The sequence below is a fragment of the Nitratidesulfovibrio sp. D1 genome, assembly GCF_051133415.1.
In the GTDB taxonomy this organism is placed as follows: Bacteria; Desulfobacterota; Desulfovibrionia; order Desulfovibrionales; family Desulfovibrionaceae; genus Cupidesulfovibrio.
Map to the genome: position 1 here is coordinate 34,749 of NZ_JBPGNZ010000003.1, position 16,761 is coordinate 51,509.

Consider the following 16,761-nt stretch of genomic DNA (forward strand, 5'->3'; position numbering starts at 1 on the left):
ATGACCGCGAATACCTTCTTCGGCTACCGCCGCGAAAACGGCCGCGTCGGCGTGCGCAACCACGTGATCATCCTGCCCCTGGACGACCTTTCCAACGCCGCCTCCGAGGCTGTCGCCAACAACGTCAAGGGCACCATGGCCCTGCCGCACCCGTACGGCCGCCTGCAGTTCGGTGAAGACCTGGAGCTGCACTTCCGCACCCTGATCGGCGTGGGCAGCAACCCCAACGTGGCCGCGGTGGTGGTCATCGGCATCGAGCCGCAGTGGACGAACCGCATCGTGGAAGGCATCGCCAAGACCGGCAAGCCGGTGGCGGGCTTCTCCATCGAGCAGAACGGCGACCACAACACCATCTGCAACGCTTCGCGCAAGGCCAAGGAATTCATGCACTGGGCCTCCGAGTTGCAGCGCGTGGAATGCCCGGTCAGCGACCTGTGGGTGTCCACCAAGTGCGGCGAATCGGACACCACCTCGGGCATCGCCTCCAACCCCACCGTGGGCAACGCCTTCGACAAGCTGTACGAACAGGGCTGCACCCTGCTGTTCGGTGAAACCACCGAACTGACCGGCGGCGAGCACCTGGTGCTGGAACGCTGTGCCAACGACGAAGTGCGCAAGCAGTTCCAGTTCTTCTTCGACCGCTACGCCAAGCTGGTGGACGACCACAAGACCAGCGACCTTTCCGACTCGCAGCCCACCAAGGGCAACATCGAGGGTGGTCTGACCACCATCGAGGAAAAGGCGCTGGGCAACATCCAGAAGATCGGCCGCAAGGCCCCCGTGGTGGGCTGCCTGGACAAGGCCGAAGCCCCCACCGGCCCCGGCCTGTGGTTCATGGATTCCTCGTCCGCCGCGGCGGAAATGGTCACCCTGTGCGCGGCCGCCGGGTACGTGGTGCACCTGTTCCCCACCGGGCAGGGCAACGTCATCGGCAACCCCATCCTGCCCGTGGTGAAGCTGTGCGCCAACCCGCGCACGGTGCGCACCATGAGCGAGCATATCGACGTGGACGTCTCCGGCATCCTGCGCAAGGAGCTGACCATGGACGGCGCCGGTGACAAGCTGGTGGAAATGGCCATCCGCACCGCCAACGGCCGCAACACCGCCGCCGAAGTGCTGGGCCACCGCGAGTTCGTGCTCACCCGTCTGTACGAAAGCGCCTAGTCTCGTGAGCGTGTCCCCATGGCGGCTGCGCACCGCCGCCATGGGGACGCCAATCTGGCGGCACGCGGACGCCGCCGGCCGACGGGGAGCGCAAGCCCATGCCGGTATGTCCCGCGTCCGTGTGCCGCCACCCCGATCATGCCATCCTCCCCATCGCCGCGCGCACCGCCTGACGCGCGGCGCCCCTTGCGGACGCGGACCCGGAAACGGGTCCGCGTCCCGTTTCTTGCCCGCGCGCAAAAAACATCCGCCCCAAAAGAGTGCGCGCTCTCGATACGGCAATCAATAATACCGATGTGCTGTTGTGACAGGCAGTGCAAATTTGGTGGTGCAGACTGTTCATGTGGATGGTAATCATCCAGATAGGTCGATGTGCATTTCCCGGACGGCAACGGCGTATGGGAGAAAAAGCACATGGGCCGCAGCGGTTGCCCGGCCCGGCAGAACCGGCCCACTGCAAGGGGCCAATATTGATTGTTTAGTCAGCCAGCACCCCATTCGAGGGCTCGGCATCGTTCTTTATTTCACCGAGCACACAATCATTATTGATAATATCAGTAATAATAGCGTGTTGAAAAATATGACAAGGAGCGCCACCCCCAGCCTGCTGAAAGGAGGGCTGGGAGGGACATAAAAACATGAAGTGTTGTGCCCTGTTGGCGTGAAGTCGCGCGGCTTGGGCAAAAAAGCTCAAGTTTCGCGTTGACAGTCTTACATAAGACATCATACACATGCCTCAACAACGCTCCCCAAGGAGGAACTCCATGTCGATCCAATTTCTGGTGCACGAAGACGGCGATTCCGTCGGCGTCGTGGTTGTCGAAGGCGTCAAGGCCGGTCAGGACCTGACCGGCTGGGTGATGGCAGAGGACAAGACCATCGCCTTCAAGGTGCTCAACGATATTCCCATCGGCCACAAGCTGGCCCTGAAGGACCTGTCCGTGGGTGACACCGTGATCAAGTACGGCACCGACATCGGCAAGGTCGTCGCTCCCATCAAGCAGGGCGAACACCTGCACGTCCACAACGTCAAGACCAAGAGGTGGTAGGAACATGACCGCGAATACCTTCTTCGGCTACCGCCGCGAAAACGGCCGCGTCGGCGTGCGCAACCACGTGATCATCCTGCCCCTGGACGACCTTTCCAACGCCGCCTCCGAGGCCGTCGCCAACAACGTCAAGGGCACCATGGCCCTGCCGCACCCGTATGGCCGCCTGCAGTTCGGTGAAGACCTGGAGCTGCACTTCCGGACCCTGATCGGCATGGGCAGCAACCCCAACGTGGCCGCGGTGGTGGTCATCGGCATCGAGCCGCAGTGGACGAACCGCATCGTGGAAGGCATCGCCAAGACCGGCAAGCCGGTGGCGGGCTTCTCCATCGAGCAGAACGGCGACCACAACACCATCTGCAACGCCTCGCGCAAGGCCAAGGAATTCATGCACTGGGCCTCCGAGCTGCAGCGCGTGGAATGCCCGGTCAGCGACCTGTGGGTGTCCACCAAGTGCGGCGAGTCGGACACCACCTCGGGCATCGCCTCCAACCCCACCGTGGGCAGCGCCTTCGACAAGCTGTACGAACAGGGCTGCACCCTGCTGTTCGGTGAAACCACCGAACTGACCGGCGGCGAACACCTGGTGGCGGAGCGCTGTGCCAACGACGAAGTGCGCAAGCAGTTCCAGTTCTTCTTCGACCGCTACGCCAAGCTGGTGGACGACCACAAGACCAGCGACCTTTCCGACTCGCAGCCCACCAAGGGCAACATCGAGGGTGGTCTGACCACCATCGAGGAAAAGGCGTTGGGCAACATCCAGAAGATCGGCCGCAAGGCCCCCGTGGTGGGCTGCCTGGACAAGGCCGAAGCCCCCACCGGCCCCGGCCTGTGGTTCATGGACTCCTCGTCCGCCGCGGCGGAAATGGTCACCCTGTGCGCGGCCGCCGGGTACGTGGTGCACCTGTTCCCCACCGGGCAGGGCAACGTCATCGGCAACCCCATCCTTCCCGTGGTGAAGCTGTGCGCCAACCCGCGCACGGTGCGCACCATGAGCGAGCACATCGACGTGGACGTCTCCGGCATCCTGCGCAAGGAACTGACCATGGACGGCGCGGGCGACAAGCTGGTGGAGATGGCCATCCGCACCGCCAACGGCCGCAACACCGCCGCCGAAGTGCTGGGCCACCGCGAGTTCGTGCTTACCCGCCTGTACGAAAGCGCCTAGTCTCGTACTCCTGCTCCCCCCGTGGTCGTTCACGGGGGGAGTTTCCCCCTCCGTGTCTGGGACTGTAGGTTAACAGGTCAAACGAGCCCGGCCGGACCGGCCGGCAGGAGAAAGGCCATGAAGAACCGGTGCTACAGCCTCCGCAACGTCCTCGCCATCGCGTTCCTGTGCGTCGCCATGCTCTGGACCGCCTCCGCCTCCGCTGAAGACAAATTTCCCACCAAACAGCTTACCTACGTGGTGACCTTCGATCCGGGCGGACAGTCCGACCGTGAGGCCCGCCGCCAGCAGAAGTACCTGCACCAGAGCCTGGGCCAGCAGATCGTGGTCGACTACGTGGTCGGCGGCGGCGGCGCGGTGGGCTGGAAGGAACTGACCCGCACCAAGCCCGACGGCTACACCTTCTACACCATCAACACCCCGCACATCATCCTGCAGCCCATGCAGCAGAACGTGGGCTACAAGACCGAGCAGATCGTGCCCGTGGCCATGTTCCAGAGCACGCCCCTCGGCCTTGCGGTGAACGCGGACAGCCCGTTCAAGACCGTTGACGATCTGCTGGCCGCCGCCAAGAAGGATCCGGGCGGCGTGACCATCGGCGGCTCCGCGGCGTTCTCCGGCCACCACATGGCCACCCTGCGCCTTGAAAAGCTCGCGGACGTCCATTTCAGCTACGTGCCGTTCACCGGCTCGGCCCCCCAGATGACCGCCATCCTCGGCGGCCACGTGGACGCCGTGTTCGCCAACTCCGACGACCTCGTGCGCTTCAAGGACAAGCTGCGCGTGCTGGCGTTCTCCACCGAGCAGCGCTTCCCGCACTTCCCCGACGCGCCGACCCTGAAGGAAAAGGGCTTCAACATGGTCGACTCCATCGACCGCGGCGTGGGGGTTCCCCTGAACACCCCGGCCGAAGCCATCGCCACCCTTGAGAAGGCCTTCCTGGAAATCTCCAACAATCCCGATATCCAGAAGGAAATGCGCGACCAAGGCTTCGTGCCCCTGTCCATGGGCCATGCCGCCAGCGTCGAGTACATCAAGAAGGTGACCGCCGAGTACACCGAACTGGCGAACTCCATCAAAAAGTAACTCGAAGAGGGGGGCGGGCCGGTGGTGCCTCCGGCCCGCCCCCCTCGTGCATCCGAGAGGGGGCCTTCTATGCGGACACTCCGCTCTGCCGACATCGTGAGCGGCATCTTCATCTGCCTGTTGGGCGTGGCCGTGACCATCGCGGCCATGAACATCCCGGCCCTCATGGGCGAGCGCCTGCCGTCCAAGGCGCTGCCGCTGCTGTGTGGCGTGCTGACCGCCATCGGCGGCGTGCTGCTGGTCGTGCGGGCCATGAATTACAAGGGCGAGGAAATTCCCATCGACTGGCCGGACGCCGAGGGGTGGCGGCACATCGGCGTCACCCTGGTGGCGCTGGTGGTGTACATCGCCGTCATCGACATACTGGGCCTGCCCGTGGCCAGCATGATCTTCGTCGCCGTGCTCGTGCCCTATCTCGGCATGAGCGTGCTTGCCGGGATTCTCTCCGGTCTCGGCACTGCCGTGTTCATCTACCTCATGATCCACTACCTCTCGCTTAGTTTCCCGCTCGGCGTGCTGGGTGCATAGGAGAGTCCGCGCATGTTCTTCTCATTCGACCTGCTGTTCCAGGGGTTCGCCATCGCCATGAGCCCCGAAAACATCATGTGGGCGTTCGTGGGCTGCTTCGTGGGCACCCTGGTGGGCGTGCTGCCCGGCATCGGCCCCTCCAGCGGCATCGCCATCCTGCTGCCCCTGACCACCTTCCTGCCGCCCACCCCGGCCATCATCATGCTGGCCGCCATCTACTACGGGGCCATGTACGGCGGCTCCACCACGGCCATCATGGTCAACATTCCCGGCGAGGCCTCGTCCGTGCCCACGGCCCTGGACGGCTTCGAAATGGCGAAACAGGGAAGAGCGGGAGCCGCGCTCGCCATATCGGCCATATCATCGTTCGTGGCGGGCACGGTCAGCCTGCTGGGCCTCACCTTCTTCGCGCCCACCCTGGCCGGCTTCGCCCTGTACTTCGGCCCGCCCGAATACTTCGCCCTGATGGTCATGGGCCTGTCCCTGGTGGTCAGCCTGGCCGGCAAGGCGCTGTTCAAGGGCCTGGTCAGCGCCATCCTGGGCCTCACCGCCGCCCTGGTGGGCCAGAACCCCCTGACCGGCGTGGGGCGCCTGACCTTCGGCTCGGACGAGCTCATGGCCGGGGTCAACTTCATCAGCGTCATCATCGGCCTGTTCGCCCTGGGCGAAGTGTTCTGCAACGTCGAGCAGCGCATCACCTACATGCTCGACAACCGCAAGGTCGAATGGATGCCCAAGTGGGCCGACGTGTACCGCTGCCGCTGGGTCATGCTGCGCTCGTCCATCGTGGGCTTCTTCATGGGCCTGCTGCCCGGCTGTTCCCCCGCCGTGACCACCTTCGTGGCCTACGACATGGAAAAGCGGCTGTCCAAGAACCCGGAAAGCTTCGGCAAGGGCGCCATCGAGGGCGTGGCCGCGCCCGAAGGCGCCAACAACGCCACCTCCAGCGGCGGCTTCGTGCCCCTGCTGGCCTTCGGCCTGCCCACCGGCCCGGCCCTGGCCGTGCTGCTGGGCGGCCTGATGATGTACGGCCTGCAACCCGGCCCGCTGCTGTTCCAGTCCGACCCCACCTTCGTGTGGGCCATCATCGCCTCCATGTACGTGGGCAACCTGATCTGCCTGGTGCTGAACCTGCCGCTGGTGGGCATGTGGGCGCGCATCGCCCTCATTCCCTTCCCCGTGCTGGGGCCGCTGATCCTTGTGTTCGCGGTGCTCGGGGCGTACAGCATCCGCTTCCTGCTGTTCGACGTGTGGGTGACCCTGATCTTCGGCATCATCGGCTACCTGATGCGCAAGCTGAAGTTCCCCATGGCCCCCCTGGTGCTTGCCAGCGTGCTGGCCCAGATGCTGGAAACCTCGCTGTCGCAGTCGCTGCTCATGTCGCGCGGCTCGTGGGGGGTGTTCTTCACCCGTCCCATCGCCTGCGTGTTCATGGTGCTGGCCATCGGCTCGTTCGTGCGCGGCCTGTGGACCCAGTACAAGAGCGGCGAAGCCGAGGCCCTGGCCGACGGCGACGACTAACCCCTGCCTTGAAGCGCCCGGCGTGCCGTTTGGGTACGTCACGCCGGGCGCCTCTTTTTTCGCGGATCATCCCAAGGAGTGAGTCAGATGATGGAAGTCCTGTTTCCCGGCGGTATCGCCTTCACCTGGGAATTTCTCAGCGCGCTGCTCAGCATCGTGCTCATCGACCTTGTCCTTGCCGGGGACAACGCCGTGGTCATCGCGCTGGCCGTGCGCAACCTGCCCCATCGCCAGAAGATGATGGGCATCCTGCTCGGGTCCGGCGCGGCGGTGCTGCTGCGCATCATCATCACCTTCTTCGCGGCCAAGCTGCTGGGCATCGCCTACGTCAAGCTGGTGGGCGGCGCGCTCATCCTGTGGATCGCCGTCAAGCTGCTGATGGAAGGCGGCGGCGAAGAGAAGGAATGCCACGAGTGCAAGGGCCTGTTCGACGCCATGATCACCATCGTGGTGGCCGACCTCGTCATGTCCGTGGACAACATCCTGGCCGTGGCGGGCGCGTCCAAGGGCAGCCTCGGCCTGCTCATCTTCGGCCTTGCGCTCAGCATTCCCTTCGTGGTGTTCACCTCGAACCTGCTGTCCACGCTCATGGAGCGCTACCCCATCATCATCACCATCGGCGCTGCGGTGCTGGGCAAGGTGGGCGGCGAGATGATCGTCACCGACCCGTTCATGCATTCGGTGTTGCCCCAGACTCCGGTCGTGGAATACGGCGCCATGATCCTGGGGGTCGCGCTCGTGCTGGCCTATCCCCGCCTGCACCGCGCCGTGGTGCGCGGCAGGGTTTCCGATGACGGCTGATGCGGCCCGGAGTGACGGGGGCGCGATGCTGTTGGGCGCTCCCGCCACCCTCCGTGCGCCCGCTGCCCGGCGTGGGCCGTAGGCGTCATCCGTTCCGCCCCCGTCGTGCGTGTTCCCGTGCCGGTACCGCGCGGCGGGGGCTTCGGCTTTTTCGGGGCATCCCGTTGCGGCAACATTTCATGCAAGAGGTTTGCGACCCATGCGCATCGACCTGAAGTACGGGCACGGCCACGTGCCCCTGGAACTGCCCGAGGACATCCACGTGGACGTGTTCGAGCCGAACCCCGTGGAGCCGTTGGCCGATCCCCTGGCCGCCCTGCATGCAACCCTGGACGACCCGCTGGGCTGCCCCCGGCTGGAGGACCGCCCGGCCCCGCGCTCCGTGGCCATCGCCGTGCCCGACGAGACGCGCCCCGTGCCGGTGCGCCTGCTGCTGCCGCCCCTGCTCGACAGGCTGTTCGCCGCGTATCCCGCGCTGAAGCCGCAGGACGTGGTGGTGGTGGTGGGCGGCGGCCTGCATCCCCCGGCGGACGAGGCCCAGCTTGCCCGCGTGCTGCCGGAAGACCTGCGGGGCTGCCGCGTGGTGGCCCACGACGCCGAGCATTCGCCGGTGGCCCGTTTCGGCGCCACCACGCGCGGCACCCCGGTGGAGGTCAACGCCGCCTACGGCGCGGCGGACCTGAGGATCGTCATCGGCATGGTGGACGCGCACCAGTTCGTGGGCTTCACCGGCGGGGCCAAGGGCGTGGTCATCGGCTGCGCCTCGGCCGCCATGATCGAGGCCAACCACCGCCTGATGCGCGACCCGGCCGCCACCGTGGGCGCCATAGAGAACAACCCCGTGCGCCTCGACCTGGACGAGGCGGGCGAACTGGCCGGGGTGGCCCTGGCCGTCAACGTGGTGCTGGACGCGGCCAAGCGTCCGGTGGCGGTGCTGGCGGGCTGGCCCCCGCTGGTCATGCGCGCCGCGGCCAAGGTCACGGCCGGGGTGTACGGGCTGGCCTACGACGAGCCGTACGACATCGTCATCGCCTCGTGCGGGGGCGCGCCCAAGGACATCTGCCTGTACCAGGCCCAGAAGGGGCTGAACACGGCGGTGCAGTGCGCCGCGCCGGGGGCCAGGGTGCTGCTGGTGGCCCAATGCGGCCAGGGCATCGGGGACGAGGTGTACCACGACTACGTGCGGCGCTTTCCCTGCGCGCATTCGCTGAAGAAGGACTTCGAATCCGGGGCGTTCCGCATGGGCGCGCACAAGGGCTTCCTGTTCGCGCGGTCCACCACCCGCTTCGACGTGGTGGTGCATTCCGACCTGGACCCGGACCGGATGCGCGAATGCCATCTGGTGCCCGGCGACATGCAGCAGACCGTGGACGGCTGGCTGGCCGGAATGAAGAACCCGCGCGTGGCCGTGGTGAAAAGCGCCAACTCGTCGTTCTTCTACAGAAAATAGACGGATTGCATGCCTGCCTCCTCCTGACGCGGCGGGCGGGCCGTGCGGCCCCGCCCGCCGCCTTCATGGCGGCGGGTCCGGCGGCGAGGCATCGACAGAAGCAGGCGGCTCCCGTCCGGGGGGATGGGGAGCCCTGGGCCGACAAGCGGCCCGCATGCATGCAACCTGCAACGCAAGGGGGCGGAACAGCAGCAAGGCGGGGCCGGTCCGTGTGGACCGGCGGTGCGCGCCGGTGGAGGATTTCCGCCTCCGGCGGCGCGTCGGCGGAACAGCAGACACACTCCGGAGGGCAGCATGCTTCTGAAGACCAAGCTCTATCTCGGCTTTCTGGCCGTACTCCTGCTGACGGTCGTCGTCGGCGGCATCGGGTGGCGGGGGATGCACGACATGGTCAGGTATGGCGGGTACGCCACGGCCATCGAGACGGGCATGCGCCGCATGTCCTCGGCCGAGGCGTCCATGGGGCGCTACATGCTGCTCGGAGAGGATGCGCAGGCCGACGTCACCGGCCAGCATCTCGACGGGGCCCTGTCCATCGTCACCGGGGCCATGGGCACCCTGAGCGAGGAATGGGCCGACGCCGACGGCAAGGCCCTGGTGGAAAACCTGGAAAAATTCAAGACGGCCTTCGGGCAGCTGGTTTCCTCCACCCAGGAAATTTCGGTCATGCGCGAGGGGTTGGTGCGCAACGCCGAGGCCGTGCAGGCCGCCGGAGCCAAACTGGAAGAGACGCTTTCCGCCGCCATGCAGGCCGCCCCCGACGCGGCCCGCTTCGGCGCCTACCGGCACCTGGGCGCGGCCATGGCCGGTTTCGGCACCGTGCGGGTGCATGCGGGCCAGTTTCTGGTGCAGCCGGACAAGGACCTGCGGCGCAAGGTGAACCGCCACCTGTTCGAGGTGCGCAAGCAACTGGAGCTGGCGGGCGAGGGGCAGCACGACCCGGCCATGGCCGAGGGCCTGGGGCAGTTGCAAGGGCTGCTGAACGAGTACGGCATGGCCTTCGGCCTGTGCGCGGGCACCATGCAGGCGCGCTTCGCCGCGCTGGAGCAGCAGCGCCAGGTGCTGGAGGCGGCCCAGGCCGCCGCCGGGGAAGCCATGGAGCACGCCGGGCAGGCCCTGGCCGCCGCGTCGCGCACCGCCACCTGGCTGCTGGCCGGGGTGGCCCTGGCCGCCACGTGCGTCGGCGCGGTCATCGCGTATCTTTTGCCGCGCGGCACCATGCGCCAGTTGGGCAAGGACCCCGGCGAACTGGCCGACATCGCCCGCCGGGTCACCGAGGGCGACTACGCCATCGACGACGGCAGCCCGCACACGGGGGTATACGGCCACATCGTGGACATGGTGGAATCGCTGAAGGCCCACCTTGCCAGCGCCGAAGAGGAATCGCGCCGGGCGCGCGAGGAGTCGGAGCGGGCCCGCCTGGCCATGCAGCAGGCGGACGAGGCCCGCACGGGCGTGGAATCGGCCAACAGGACCATGCTTTCGGTGGCGGACGAGGCCCACGCCATTTCCGCGCGCATCGCCGCCGCCGCGGAAGAACTGGCCGCCCAGGCCGAGCAGGTGGGCGCGGGGGCCGAGGTGCAGCAGCAGCGCATGGCCGAAACCCTGGCCGCCATCACCCAGATGAACGCGGCCGTGGCCGAGGTGGCCGCCAGCGCCGCCGCCACCAGCCGCGGGTCCGACGATTCGCGCCGCAACGCGGAAGAGGGCGCCCAAGTGGTGGCCCGCACCGTCGCCGCCATCGAGAAGGTGGCGGAGGGCTCCGACGCGGTGCGCCGCAACATGCAGGAACTGGGCGTCAAGGCCGAGGCCATCGGCAAGGTCATGGAGATGATCGCCGACATCGCGGACCAGACCAACCTGCTGGCGCTGAACGCGGCCATCGAGGCGGCCCGCGCCGGTGACGCCGGGCGGGGCTTCGCCGTGGTGGCCGACGAGGTGCGCAAGCTGGCCGAGCGCACCATGCAGGCCACGGCGGAAGTGGGCGGCAGCGTGCGCGGCATCCAGGACGTGGCCCGGCGCAACGTGGACGCGGTGGAGCACTCCGTGGCCGCCGTGGGCGAGGCCACCCGGTCCGCCCGCGAATCGGGCCAGGCGCTGGACGCCATCGTGCGCATCGTGGGCGACTCCGCCGCGCAGGTCAACGGCATAGCCACGGCGGCGGAGCAGCAGTCCGCCGCCAGCGAACAGATCGGACGCACCGTGCAGTCGGTCAGCGACATCGCGGCGGAAACGGCGGGCGGCATGCAGCAGTCGGCCGTGGCCATCCGCGAACTGTCGGAAATGGCCGCGCAACTGGAGCAGGCGTTGCACCGGCTGCGCGCGTAACAACACAGGGGCCTCGGCCCCGGGAGCAACCATGGCAGTCATCGTCAGGCCCGAAGACCTCGCAACACTGTGCCGCGCCGCGCTGGAACGGGTGGGCGTGCGCCCCGACGCCGCGGCCAGCGTGGCCGACGCGCTGGTGGCGGCCGAGTGCATGGGCATCCCCTCGCACGGGATGTCGCGCCTGCCGCAGTACGCGGACCAGGCGGCGGTGGGCAAGGTGCGCGGCGACGCCGTGCCGCGCGTGGAAACGCCGTTTCCGGCGGTGGTGCGCGTGGACGCCGCGTGCGGCTTCGCCTACCCGGCCATCGACGCCGGGCTGGCCGTGGCCGTGCCCCTGGCGAAGCGGATGGGCTGCGCGGTCATGGGCGTGACCGATTCGCACCATTGCGGCGTGGGCGGGCTGCACGTGGAACGGGCGGCCCGGCAGGGGCTGGTGGCGCTGCTGTTCGCCAACACCCCGGCGGCCATGGCCCCGTGGGGCGGCAACCGCGCCTCGTTCGGCACCAACCCGGTGGCCTTCGCCTGCCCGCCGGTGGCCCTGCCCGGCAGGGGGGAAGGAACCGGCGCGCCCGGCTCCTCCGATTCCTCCGATTCCCCCGATGGGCCAGGAGCGGACGGGCCGGACCCGCTGGTGCTGGACCTTTCGCTGAGCACCGTGGCGCGCGGGCGCATCGTGGACGCGGCCCGCGTGGGCCGTCCCATCCCCGAGGGCTGGGCCGTGGCCGCCGACGGCAGGCCCACCACCGACCCGGCCGTGGCGCTGGGCGGCATGCTGCTGCCCTTTGGCGGGGCCAAGGGGGCGGCCCTGGCGCTGATGGTGGAACTGCTGTCCGCGTCGCTCACCGGCAGCAACCATGCCTTCGAGGCCACGTCGTTCCTGGACGCCGAAGGCGGTCCGCCGCGCACCGGACAGTGCATGGTGTTGCTTTCGCCGCATGCCTTCGGCGCCGATTTCGCCGAACGGGCCGCCGCCCTGCTGGGCCACGTGCTGGACCAGCCGGGCACCCGCCTGCCCGGCGCCCGGCGGTTCGAATTGCAGCGCCGCGCCCTGCGCGAAGGGGTGCCCGTGCCCCGGCCCCTGCACGAGGAATTGCTGCGGCGCGCAGGCATGGTCTAGGGGCTGTTTCTAACTTAGGACTTTCGTTCGTTGGCAAGGAAAACGAGCCTGCCATGAGGGAGTATACTCTTACCGTATTCGACCGACATGGCAGACGAAGTTTGACGCAGCCAACGGGCGAAAGGACAATTTAGAAACAGCCCCTAGGATTTCCGGCGGCAACATCCCGGCGGTGCACCCCCGCCACGCGGGGAAACGCAAAAGGGCCTTCCCCGGCGGGAAGGCCCTTTCACGCGGCGCCGGGCGGCGGCCCGCGCGGCTACGACAGCTTGGTGCGGTAGTGGAAGTTGGCGGTCACGCAACGGGTGTGGCGCAGTTCCACCGGGTTGTCCTCGATGTCCATGGCCACGCGGCGGATGGCCAGCAGCGGGTGCCCCACGGGCACGCCCAGGCGCTGGGAGTCGGTCCTGTCGGCGGCCACGGCGGTGATGCTTTCATCCGCCTTGGCGATGGTGACGTTGAACCGCTTCTGGAAGAAATCGTACAGGGTGTTGGGCAGCGCGTTGTGCGGAATGGCCTCGATGCCGGGCATGCGCGCGCAGTTCAGCGAGATGCTTTCGTTGAGCAGCGGCACGCCGTCCAGCGAGCGCACGCGTTCGATGCGGAACACCGGCGCGCCCACGGGAATGTCCAGGGCCGCCGCCTCTTCGGCGTCGGCGTTGGCCGGGGTTGCGCTGTACACTTCCGAAATGGGCAGGGTGCGCCTGTCCTCGCAGCTGACGATGCGGAAGAAGCGGAACAACGCCTCGTCGGCGTCGAAGGTGGCCACGGCCGTGCCCTTGCCCTGATAGCGCACCACGCGCCGCTCGGCGGTCAGCTCGTTCAGCGCCTTGCGCAGGGTGCCGTGGCTGACGCCGTATTCTTCGGCCAGGGCCGGTTCGCTGGGCAGGAAGGTGCCCGGCGCCCATTCGCCGATGGCGATGCGGCGGATCAGCGATTCCTTGACCTGCTGGTAGAGAGGATGAAAGGCGGGCTTTACAGGCATGCGTATTTGTTTGTAGTCTCGGGAGTGATCGGCCCCCGGGTTGGGTGGCGGGTCTTGCAATAAATATAAGATATCAGTCTTGACCCGTGCCCTGCAACTATCCGAGAAACGGGCACAGCACAAGAGGCTGAGAGTTCGCCCAATCAGCCCGTTCCGCCGCATGCGGAGCGGGCCGCGCCGTTTCCTGCCCCCGGATCGCCGGGGCCGCCCCTCCCGGCGCATCTCCCCACGTCTCAGGATACCTGCGTTTCGATGCGCAGCCCGTACTTTTCTATCTTGGCCAGCAGGGTGGGGCGCGAAAGCCCCAGCAGGCGCGCGGCGCGGGTGCGGTTGCCCCCGGTAAGGTGCAGCGCCTCGCGCACCACCAGCCGCCCCACGTGGTCCATCAACGCATCGAACACGTTGTCGCTGTCGCTTTCACTCAGCGTGCGGCGGATAAGCTCCTGCATGGTCTGGTCGGCGGCCAGCGAAAGGTCGCAGGCCGGGCCTTCGCTGCCGGGCCGGATGCCCCGGCTGGCCTCCAGGGCCTGCTTCAGGTCCGGCTCGCCCAGCGGCCCGCCCCGGCTGAACACCAGCGCCTTCTGCACGGTGTTGCCGAGTTCGCGCACGTTGCCCGGCCACGGCTGCGCTTCCAGGTAGGCCAATGCCTCGGGGGTGATGCCGGGGTTCGGCATGTCCATCTCGCGCGAGAAGCGGGCCAGGAAATACCGGGCCAGGGGGGGGATGTCCTCGCTGCGTTCGCGCAGGGGGGGCAGCCACAGGGTGACCACCTTCAGCCGGTAGTAGAGGTCCTCGCGGAACCGCCCGTCGGCCACGGCGGCTTCCAGGTCGGTGTTGGTGGCCGCGATGATGCGCACGTCCACGGGTATGGGCTGGCGGCCGCCCAGCCGTTCGATCTGCTTTTCCTGCAACAGGCGCAGCAGCTTGGCCTGGATGCCCAGCGGCATGTCGCCTATTTCATCCAGGAACACGGTGCCGCCGTTGGCCTGCTCTATCTTGCCCACCCGGCGGTTGGTGGCCCCGGTGAAGGCCCCCTTCTCGTAGCCGAACAGCTCGCTTTCCAGCAGCGTGTCCGGAATGGCCACGCAGTTGATGACCAGGAACGGCTTCTGGCCGCGCAGGCTGTGCTGGTACACGGCGCGGGCCACCAGTTCCTTGCCGGTGCCCGATTCGCCCCGCACCAGCACCAGCGCGTCGGTGGGCGCGGCCCGGCCGATGGCCTTGTACACCTGGTGCATGGCCCGGCCGGTGCCCACCAGGGCTTCGCCCAGCGGGTCCTGCCCGCCGCCCTCGCCGTCCGCGCCGTCGGCCATCATGTCCACGCGGGCGCGCATGCGGCGGCCCGCCTCCACGGCCTGCTCGATGAGCGCCAGGATGTCCGGTATCTCGAAGGGCTTCAGGATGTAGTCGAAGGCCCCCATCTTGGTGGCCTCGATGGCGGTCTCGGTGGTGGAATAGGCGGTCATGATGACCACCGGCAGGCGGGCGTCTATCTCGCGCATGGCGCGCAGGGCGGTCAGGCCGTCCATGCCCGGCATGCGCACGTCCATGATCACGAGGTCGGGCAATTCCTCGCGCACCAGCTTCAGCCCCTGCTCGCCGGTGGACGCGGCGCGCACGTCGTGGCCTTCCCCGGCCAGCAGGCGCTGGAAGCTCTGGCGCAGTTGCAGTTCGTCGTCGACGATCAGGATCTTAGCCATGAGTCGTCCTTGCGGGCGGGCAGCACGATGACGAAGGTGGCCCCCTTGCCGTGCGCCGAGTGCAGGTGCAGCCAGCCGCCGTGTTCCTCGAAGATGCGCCGGGCGATGGGCAGGCCGAGGCCGGTGCCTTCCTCCTTGGTGCTGAAGAACGGCTGGAACACTTCCTCGCGGATGTGCTGGGGCACGCCGGGGCCGCTGTCCGCGATGCGGATGACCACGGCCCGGCCCAGCGGATTGATGATGCCCTTTTCTTCCGTGATGTCCAGCGTGCCGTCGTAGCCCATGGCCTCGCACGCGTTCAGGATGAGGTTGACCAGCGCTTCCTTGAGCTGCTCCGCGTCGCCGTCCACCTCGGGCAGGCGTTCGGCGCGGTGCACGGAAACCGCCACGTTGAACGATTCTATGCGGTGCTTGAGCAGTTGCAGGGTCATGTCCACCACGTCCGAAGGGCTCACCGGCTGCATGCGCAGGCGCGGGCGGCGCGAGAATTCCAGAAAGTTGGTGACGATGGCGTCCAGGTGGCGGATTTCGGCGGCGATGACCTCGAAGTCCTCCCGCTGGTCCTGCTGGTCCGGTCCCAGCTTCAGACTGCGTTCCAGCGCGAACAGGCGCAGCTTCACCGAGGTCAGCGGGTTGCGGATGGAATGGGCCACCCCGGCCGCCAGCTTGCCCACCAGGGCCAGCTTTTCGGTCTGGCGCAGGGTTTCGTGGCTTTCCTCCAGCTGCACCTGGGTGCGGTGCATGGTGTCCAGCAGGTGGCGCAGGCGGCGGTCCAGCACTTCCACCTCGTTGCCGTAGGCCTCGGCGTCCTCCAGCCCTTCCAGGGCCAGGCGGCGGATGGGCCCCAGCACCTGGCGGAACACCACCACGGCCAGCAGCCCGGCCAGGAACAGGACCAGCAGCATCAGCCCCAGGGCGTCGGTGGCCGGGTCCGCCGTCCAGGTGCCGAAGGGCGTGGGCAGCGACAGCCGCCCGCTGGCCATGAGCAGCGGCAGCGCGGCGGCGGCCATGGACGTGGCCGCCAGCGCGGCCAGCAGCAGGCCGATGCGCACGCGCAGGCTGGGGCGAAAGCGCACCACCCGGGGCAGTATCCAGTTCACCATGGCGAATCCGTGGGCCGAATGTAAGGTTGCGGTGTCCGTCGTGTCAGTGGGTCAGGGGCGGTTCTAGCCCAATTCGCGCGCGGGAACAACGAGACGGGCCGGGGCGTGGTCTGCCGGGGAGGCTGCCGGGGAGGGAGGACCGCTGCCGTGCGTCAAGCCACCTTGTGGCCCATGCCAAAGAGCGGTAGGAAGGCGGGGCGGACCTGCCCCGCCCCCCTCAGGGCCGGGAACCGCCAGCCTGACGCCGGGAGGCCCCATGACCGACACGCCGACATCAGACGCTTCATCCGGTGACGCCCAATCCGGCGCCGGCAGATCCCTGCCGCGCATCCTGCTGGTGGACGACGAGCCCGAAAGCACCGAAATGCTGGCCCTGCGCCTGGGCAAGCGCGGCTTTCCGGCCGCGCGGGCGGCCAGCGGCGAAGAAGCGTTGGAACACCTGGCCCGCCAGGGGGCCGACGTGGTGGTCATGGACGTGAAGATGCCCGGCATGGGCGGCATGCGCGCGCTGGAGCGCATCCGCACCGAATTTCCGGGGGTGGAGGTGATCATGCTCTCCGGCCACGCCGACATGGAGGTGGCGGTGGAGGGCATGCGCCTGGGGGCCTTCGGCTACCTGATGAAACCCACGGATTTCGACGAACTGCTGTTCAAGATAGAGGACGCCTACACCCAGGGCCAGCTCGACCGCAGGGCTGCGGCGCGCGGGCGCGGCGGCGCGTAGCCGCAGGGAACGTCCAAACCATACTCCGACCCGGGAA

14 protein-coding genes are annotated in these 16,761 nt (G+C 67.8%); 11 read left to right on the plus strand and 3 right to left on the minus strand.

The window, feature by feature from the left end:
- From ACR4XJ_RS05915 to ACR4XJ_RS05960, 10 genes are all read left to right on the plus strand, one after another.
- The gene (locus ACR4XJ_RS05915) at positions 1-1,164 is read left to right on the plus strand and encodes a UxaA family hydrolase (RefSeq protein ID WP_434754346.1); all 1,164 of its coding nucleotides are present in this window, start codon (positions 1-3) and stop codon (positions 1,162-1,164) included.
- Positions 1,165-1,928: 764 nt separating this feature from the next.
- Positions 1,929-2,213 (plus strand): UxaA family hydrolase, encoded by a 285-nt coding sequence (locus ACR4XJ_RS05920; RefSeq protein ID WP_434754345.1) that lies wholly within the window; start codon positions 1,929-1,931, stop codon positions 2,211-2,213.
- Positions 2,214-2,217: 4 nt separating this feature from the next.
- On the plus strand, positions 2,218-3,381 hold the full coding sequence (locus ACR4XJ_RS05925) for a UxaA family hydrolase (protein WP_434754347.1): 1,164 nt from the start codon (positions 2,218-2,220) through the stop codon (positions 3,379-3,381).
- A 117-nt stretch (positions 3,382-3,498) separates the two neighbouring features.
- Positions 3,499-4,467: a tripartite tricarboxylate transporter substrate binding protein gene (locus ACR4XJ_RS05930; RefSeq protein ID WP_434754348.1), complete on the plus strand. Its 969-nt coding sequence runs from the start codon at positions 3,499-3,501 to the stop codon at positions 4,465-4,467.
- Positions 4,468-4,536: 69 nt separating this feature from the next.
- Positions 4,537-4,995, plus strand: a complete 459-nt coding sequence (locus ACR4XJ_RS05935) for a tripartite tricarboxylate transporter TctB family protein (RefSeq protein ID WP_434754349.1) — start codon at positions 4,537-4,539, stop codon at positions 4,993-4,995.
- Between the two features lie 12 nt (positions 4,996-5,007).
- The gene (locus tag ACR4XJ_RS05940) at positions 5,008-6,516 is read left to right on the plus strand and encodes a tripartite tricarboxylate transporter permease (RefSeq protein ID WP_434754350.1); all 1,509 of its coding nucleotides are present in this window, start codon (positions 5,008-5,010) and stop codon (positions 6,514-6,516) included.
- A gap of 87 nt (positions 6,517-6,603) precedes the next feature.
- Positions 6,604-7,317 carry a TerC family protein gene (locus ACR4XJ_RS05945; RefSeq protein WP_434754351.1) on the plus strand — a complete coding sequence of 238 codons (714 nt, stop codon included), beginning with the start codon at positions 6,604-6,606 and terminating at the stop codon, positions 7,315-7,317.
- Between the two features lie 199 nt (positions 7,318-7,516).
- A complete protein-coding gene (gene larA / locus ACR4XJ_RS05950) occupies positions 7,517-8,767 on the plus strand; it encodes a nickel-dependent lactate racemase (RefSeq protein WP_434754352.1) in 1,251 nt (416 codons plus the stop codon).
- A 294-nt stretch (positions 8,768-9,061) separates the two neighbouring features.
- The gene (locus tag ACR4XJ_RS05955) at positions 9,062-11,095 is read left to right on the plus strand and encodes a methyl-accepting chemotaxis protein (protein ID WP_434754353.1); all 2,034 of its coding nucleotides are present in this window, start codon (positions 9,062-9,064) and stop codon (positions 11,093-11,095) included.
- 31 nt (positions 11,096-11,126) lie between these two features.
- Positions 11,127-12,212 carry an Ldh family oxidoreductase gene (locus tag ACR4XJ_RS05960; protein ID WP_434754354.1) on the plus strand — a complete coding sequence of 362 codons (1,086 nt, stop codon included), beginning with the start codon at positions 11,127-11,129 and terminating at the stop codon, positions 12,210-12,212.
- 259 nt (positions 12,213-12,471) lie between these two features.
- Here the strand turns inward: ACR4XJ_RS05960 and ACR4XJ_RS05965 are convergent, their stop codons facing one another.
- From ACR4XJ_RS05965 to ACR4XJ_RS05975, 3 genes are all read right to left on the minus strand, one after another.
- Entirely contained in the window at positions 12,472-13,197 is a 726-nt protein-coding gene (locus tag ACR4XJ_RS05965; RefSeq protein WP_434754355.1) for a GntR family transcriptional regulator, read from the minus strand.
- Positions 13,198-13,430: 233 nt separating this feature from the next.
- Entirely contained in the window at positions 13,431-14,897 is a 1,467-nt protein-coding gene (locus ACR4XJ_RS05970; RefSeq protein WP_434754356.1) for a sigma-54-dependent transcriptional regulator, read from the minus strand.
- Positions 14,882-16,000: a sensor histidine kinase gene (locus ACR4XJ_RS05975; RefSeq protein ID WP_434754357.1), complete on the minus strand. Its 1,119-nt coding sequence runs from the start codon at positions 15,998-16,000 to the stop codon at positions 14,882-14,884. The genes ACR4XJ_RS05970 and ACR4XJ_RS05975 overlap by 16 nt, the downstream gene beginning before the upstream one ends.
- A gap of 256 nt (positions 16,001-16,256) precedes the next feature.
- Here ACR4XJ_RS05975 and ACR4XJ_RS05980 point away from each other — a divergent pair, with 256 nt between their 5' ends.
- Positions 16,257-16,724, plus strand: coding sequence for a response regulator (locus tag ACR4XJ_RS05980; RefSeq protein WP_434754358.1), 468 nt, complete (start codon positions 16,257-16,259; stop codon positions 16,722-16,724).
- Positions 16,725-16,761: the final 37 nt, after the last annotated feature.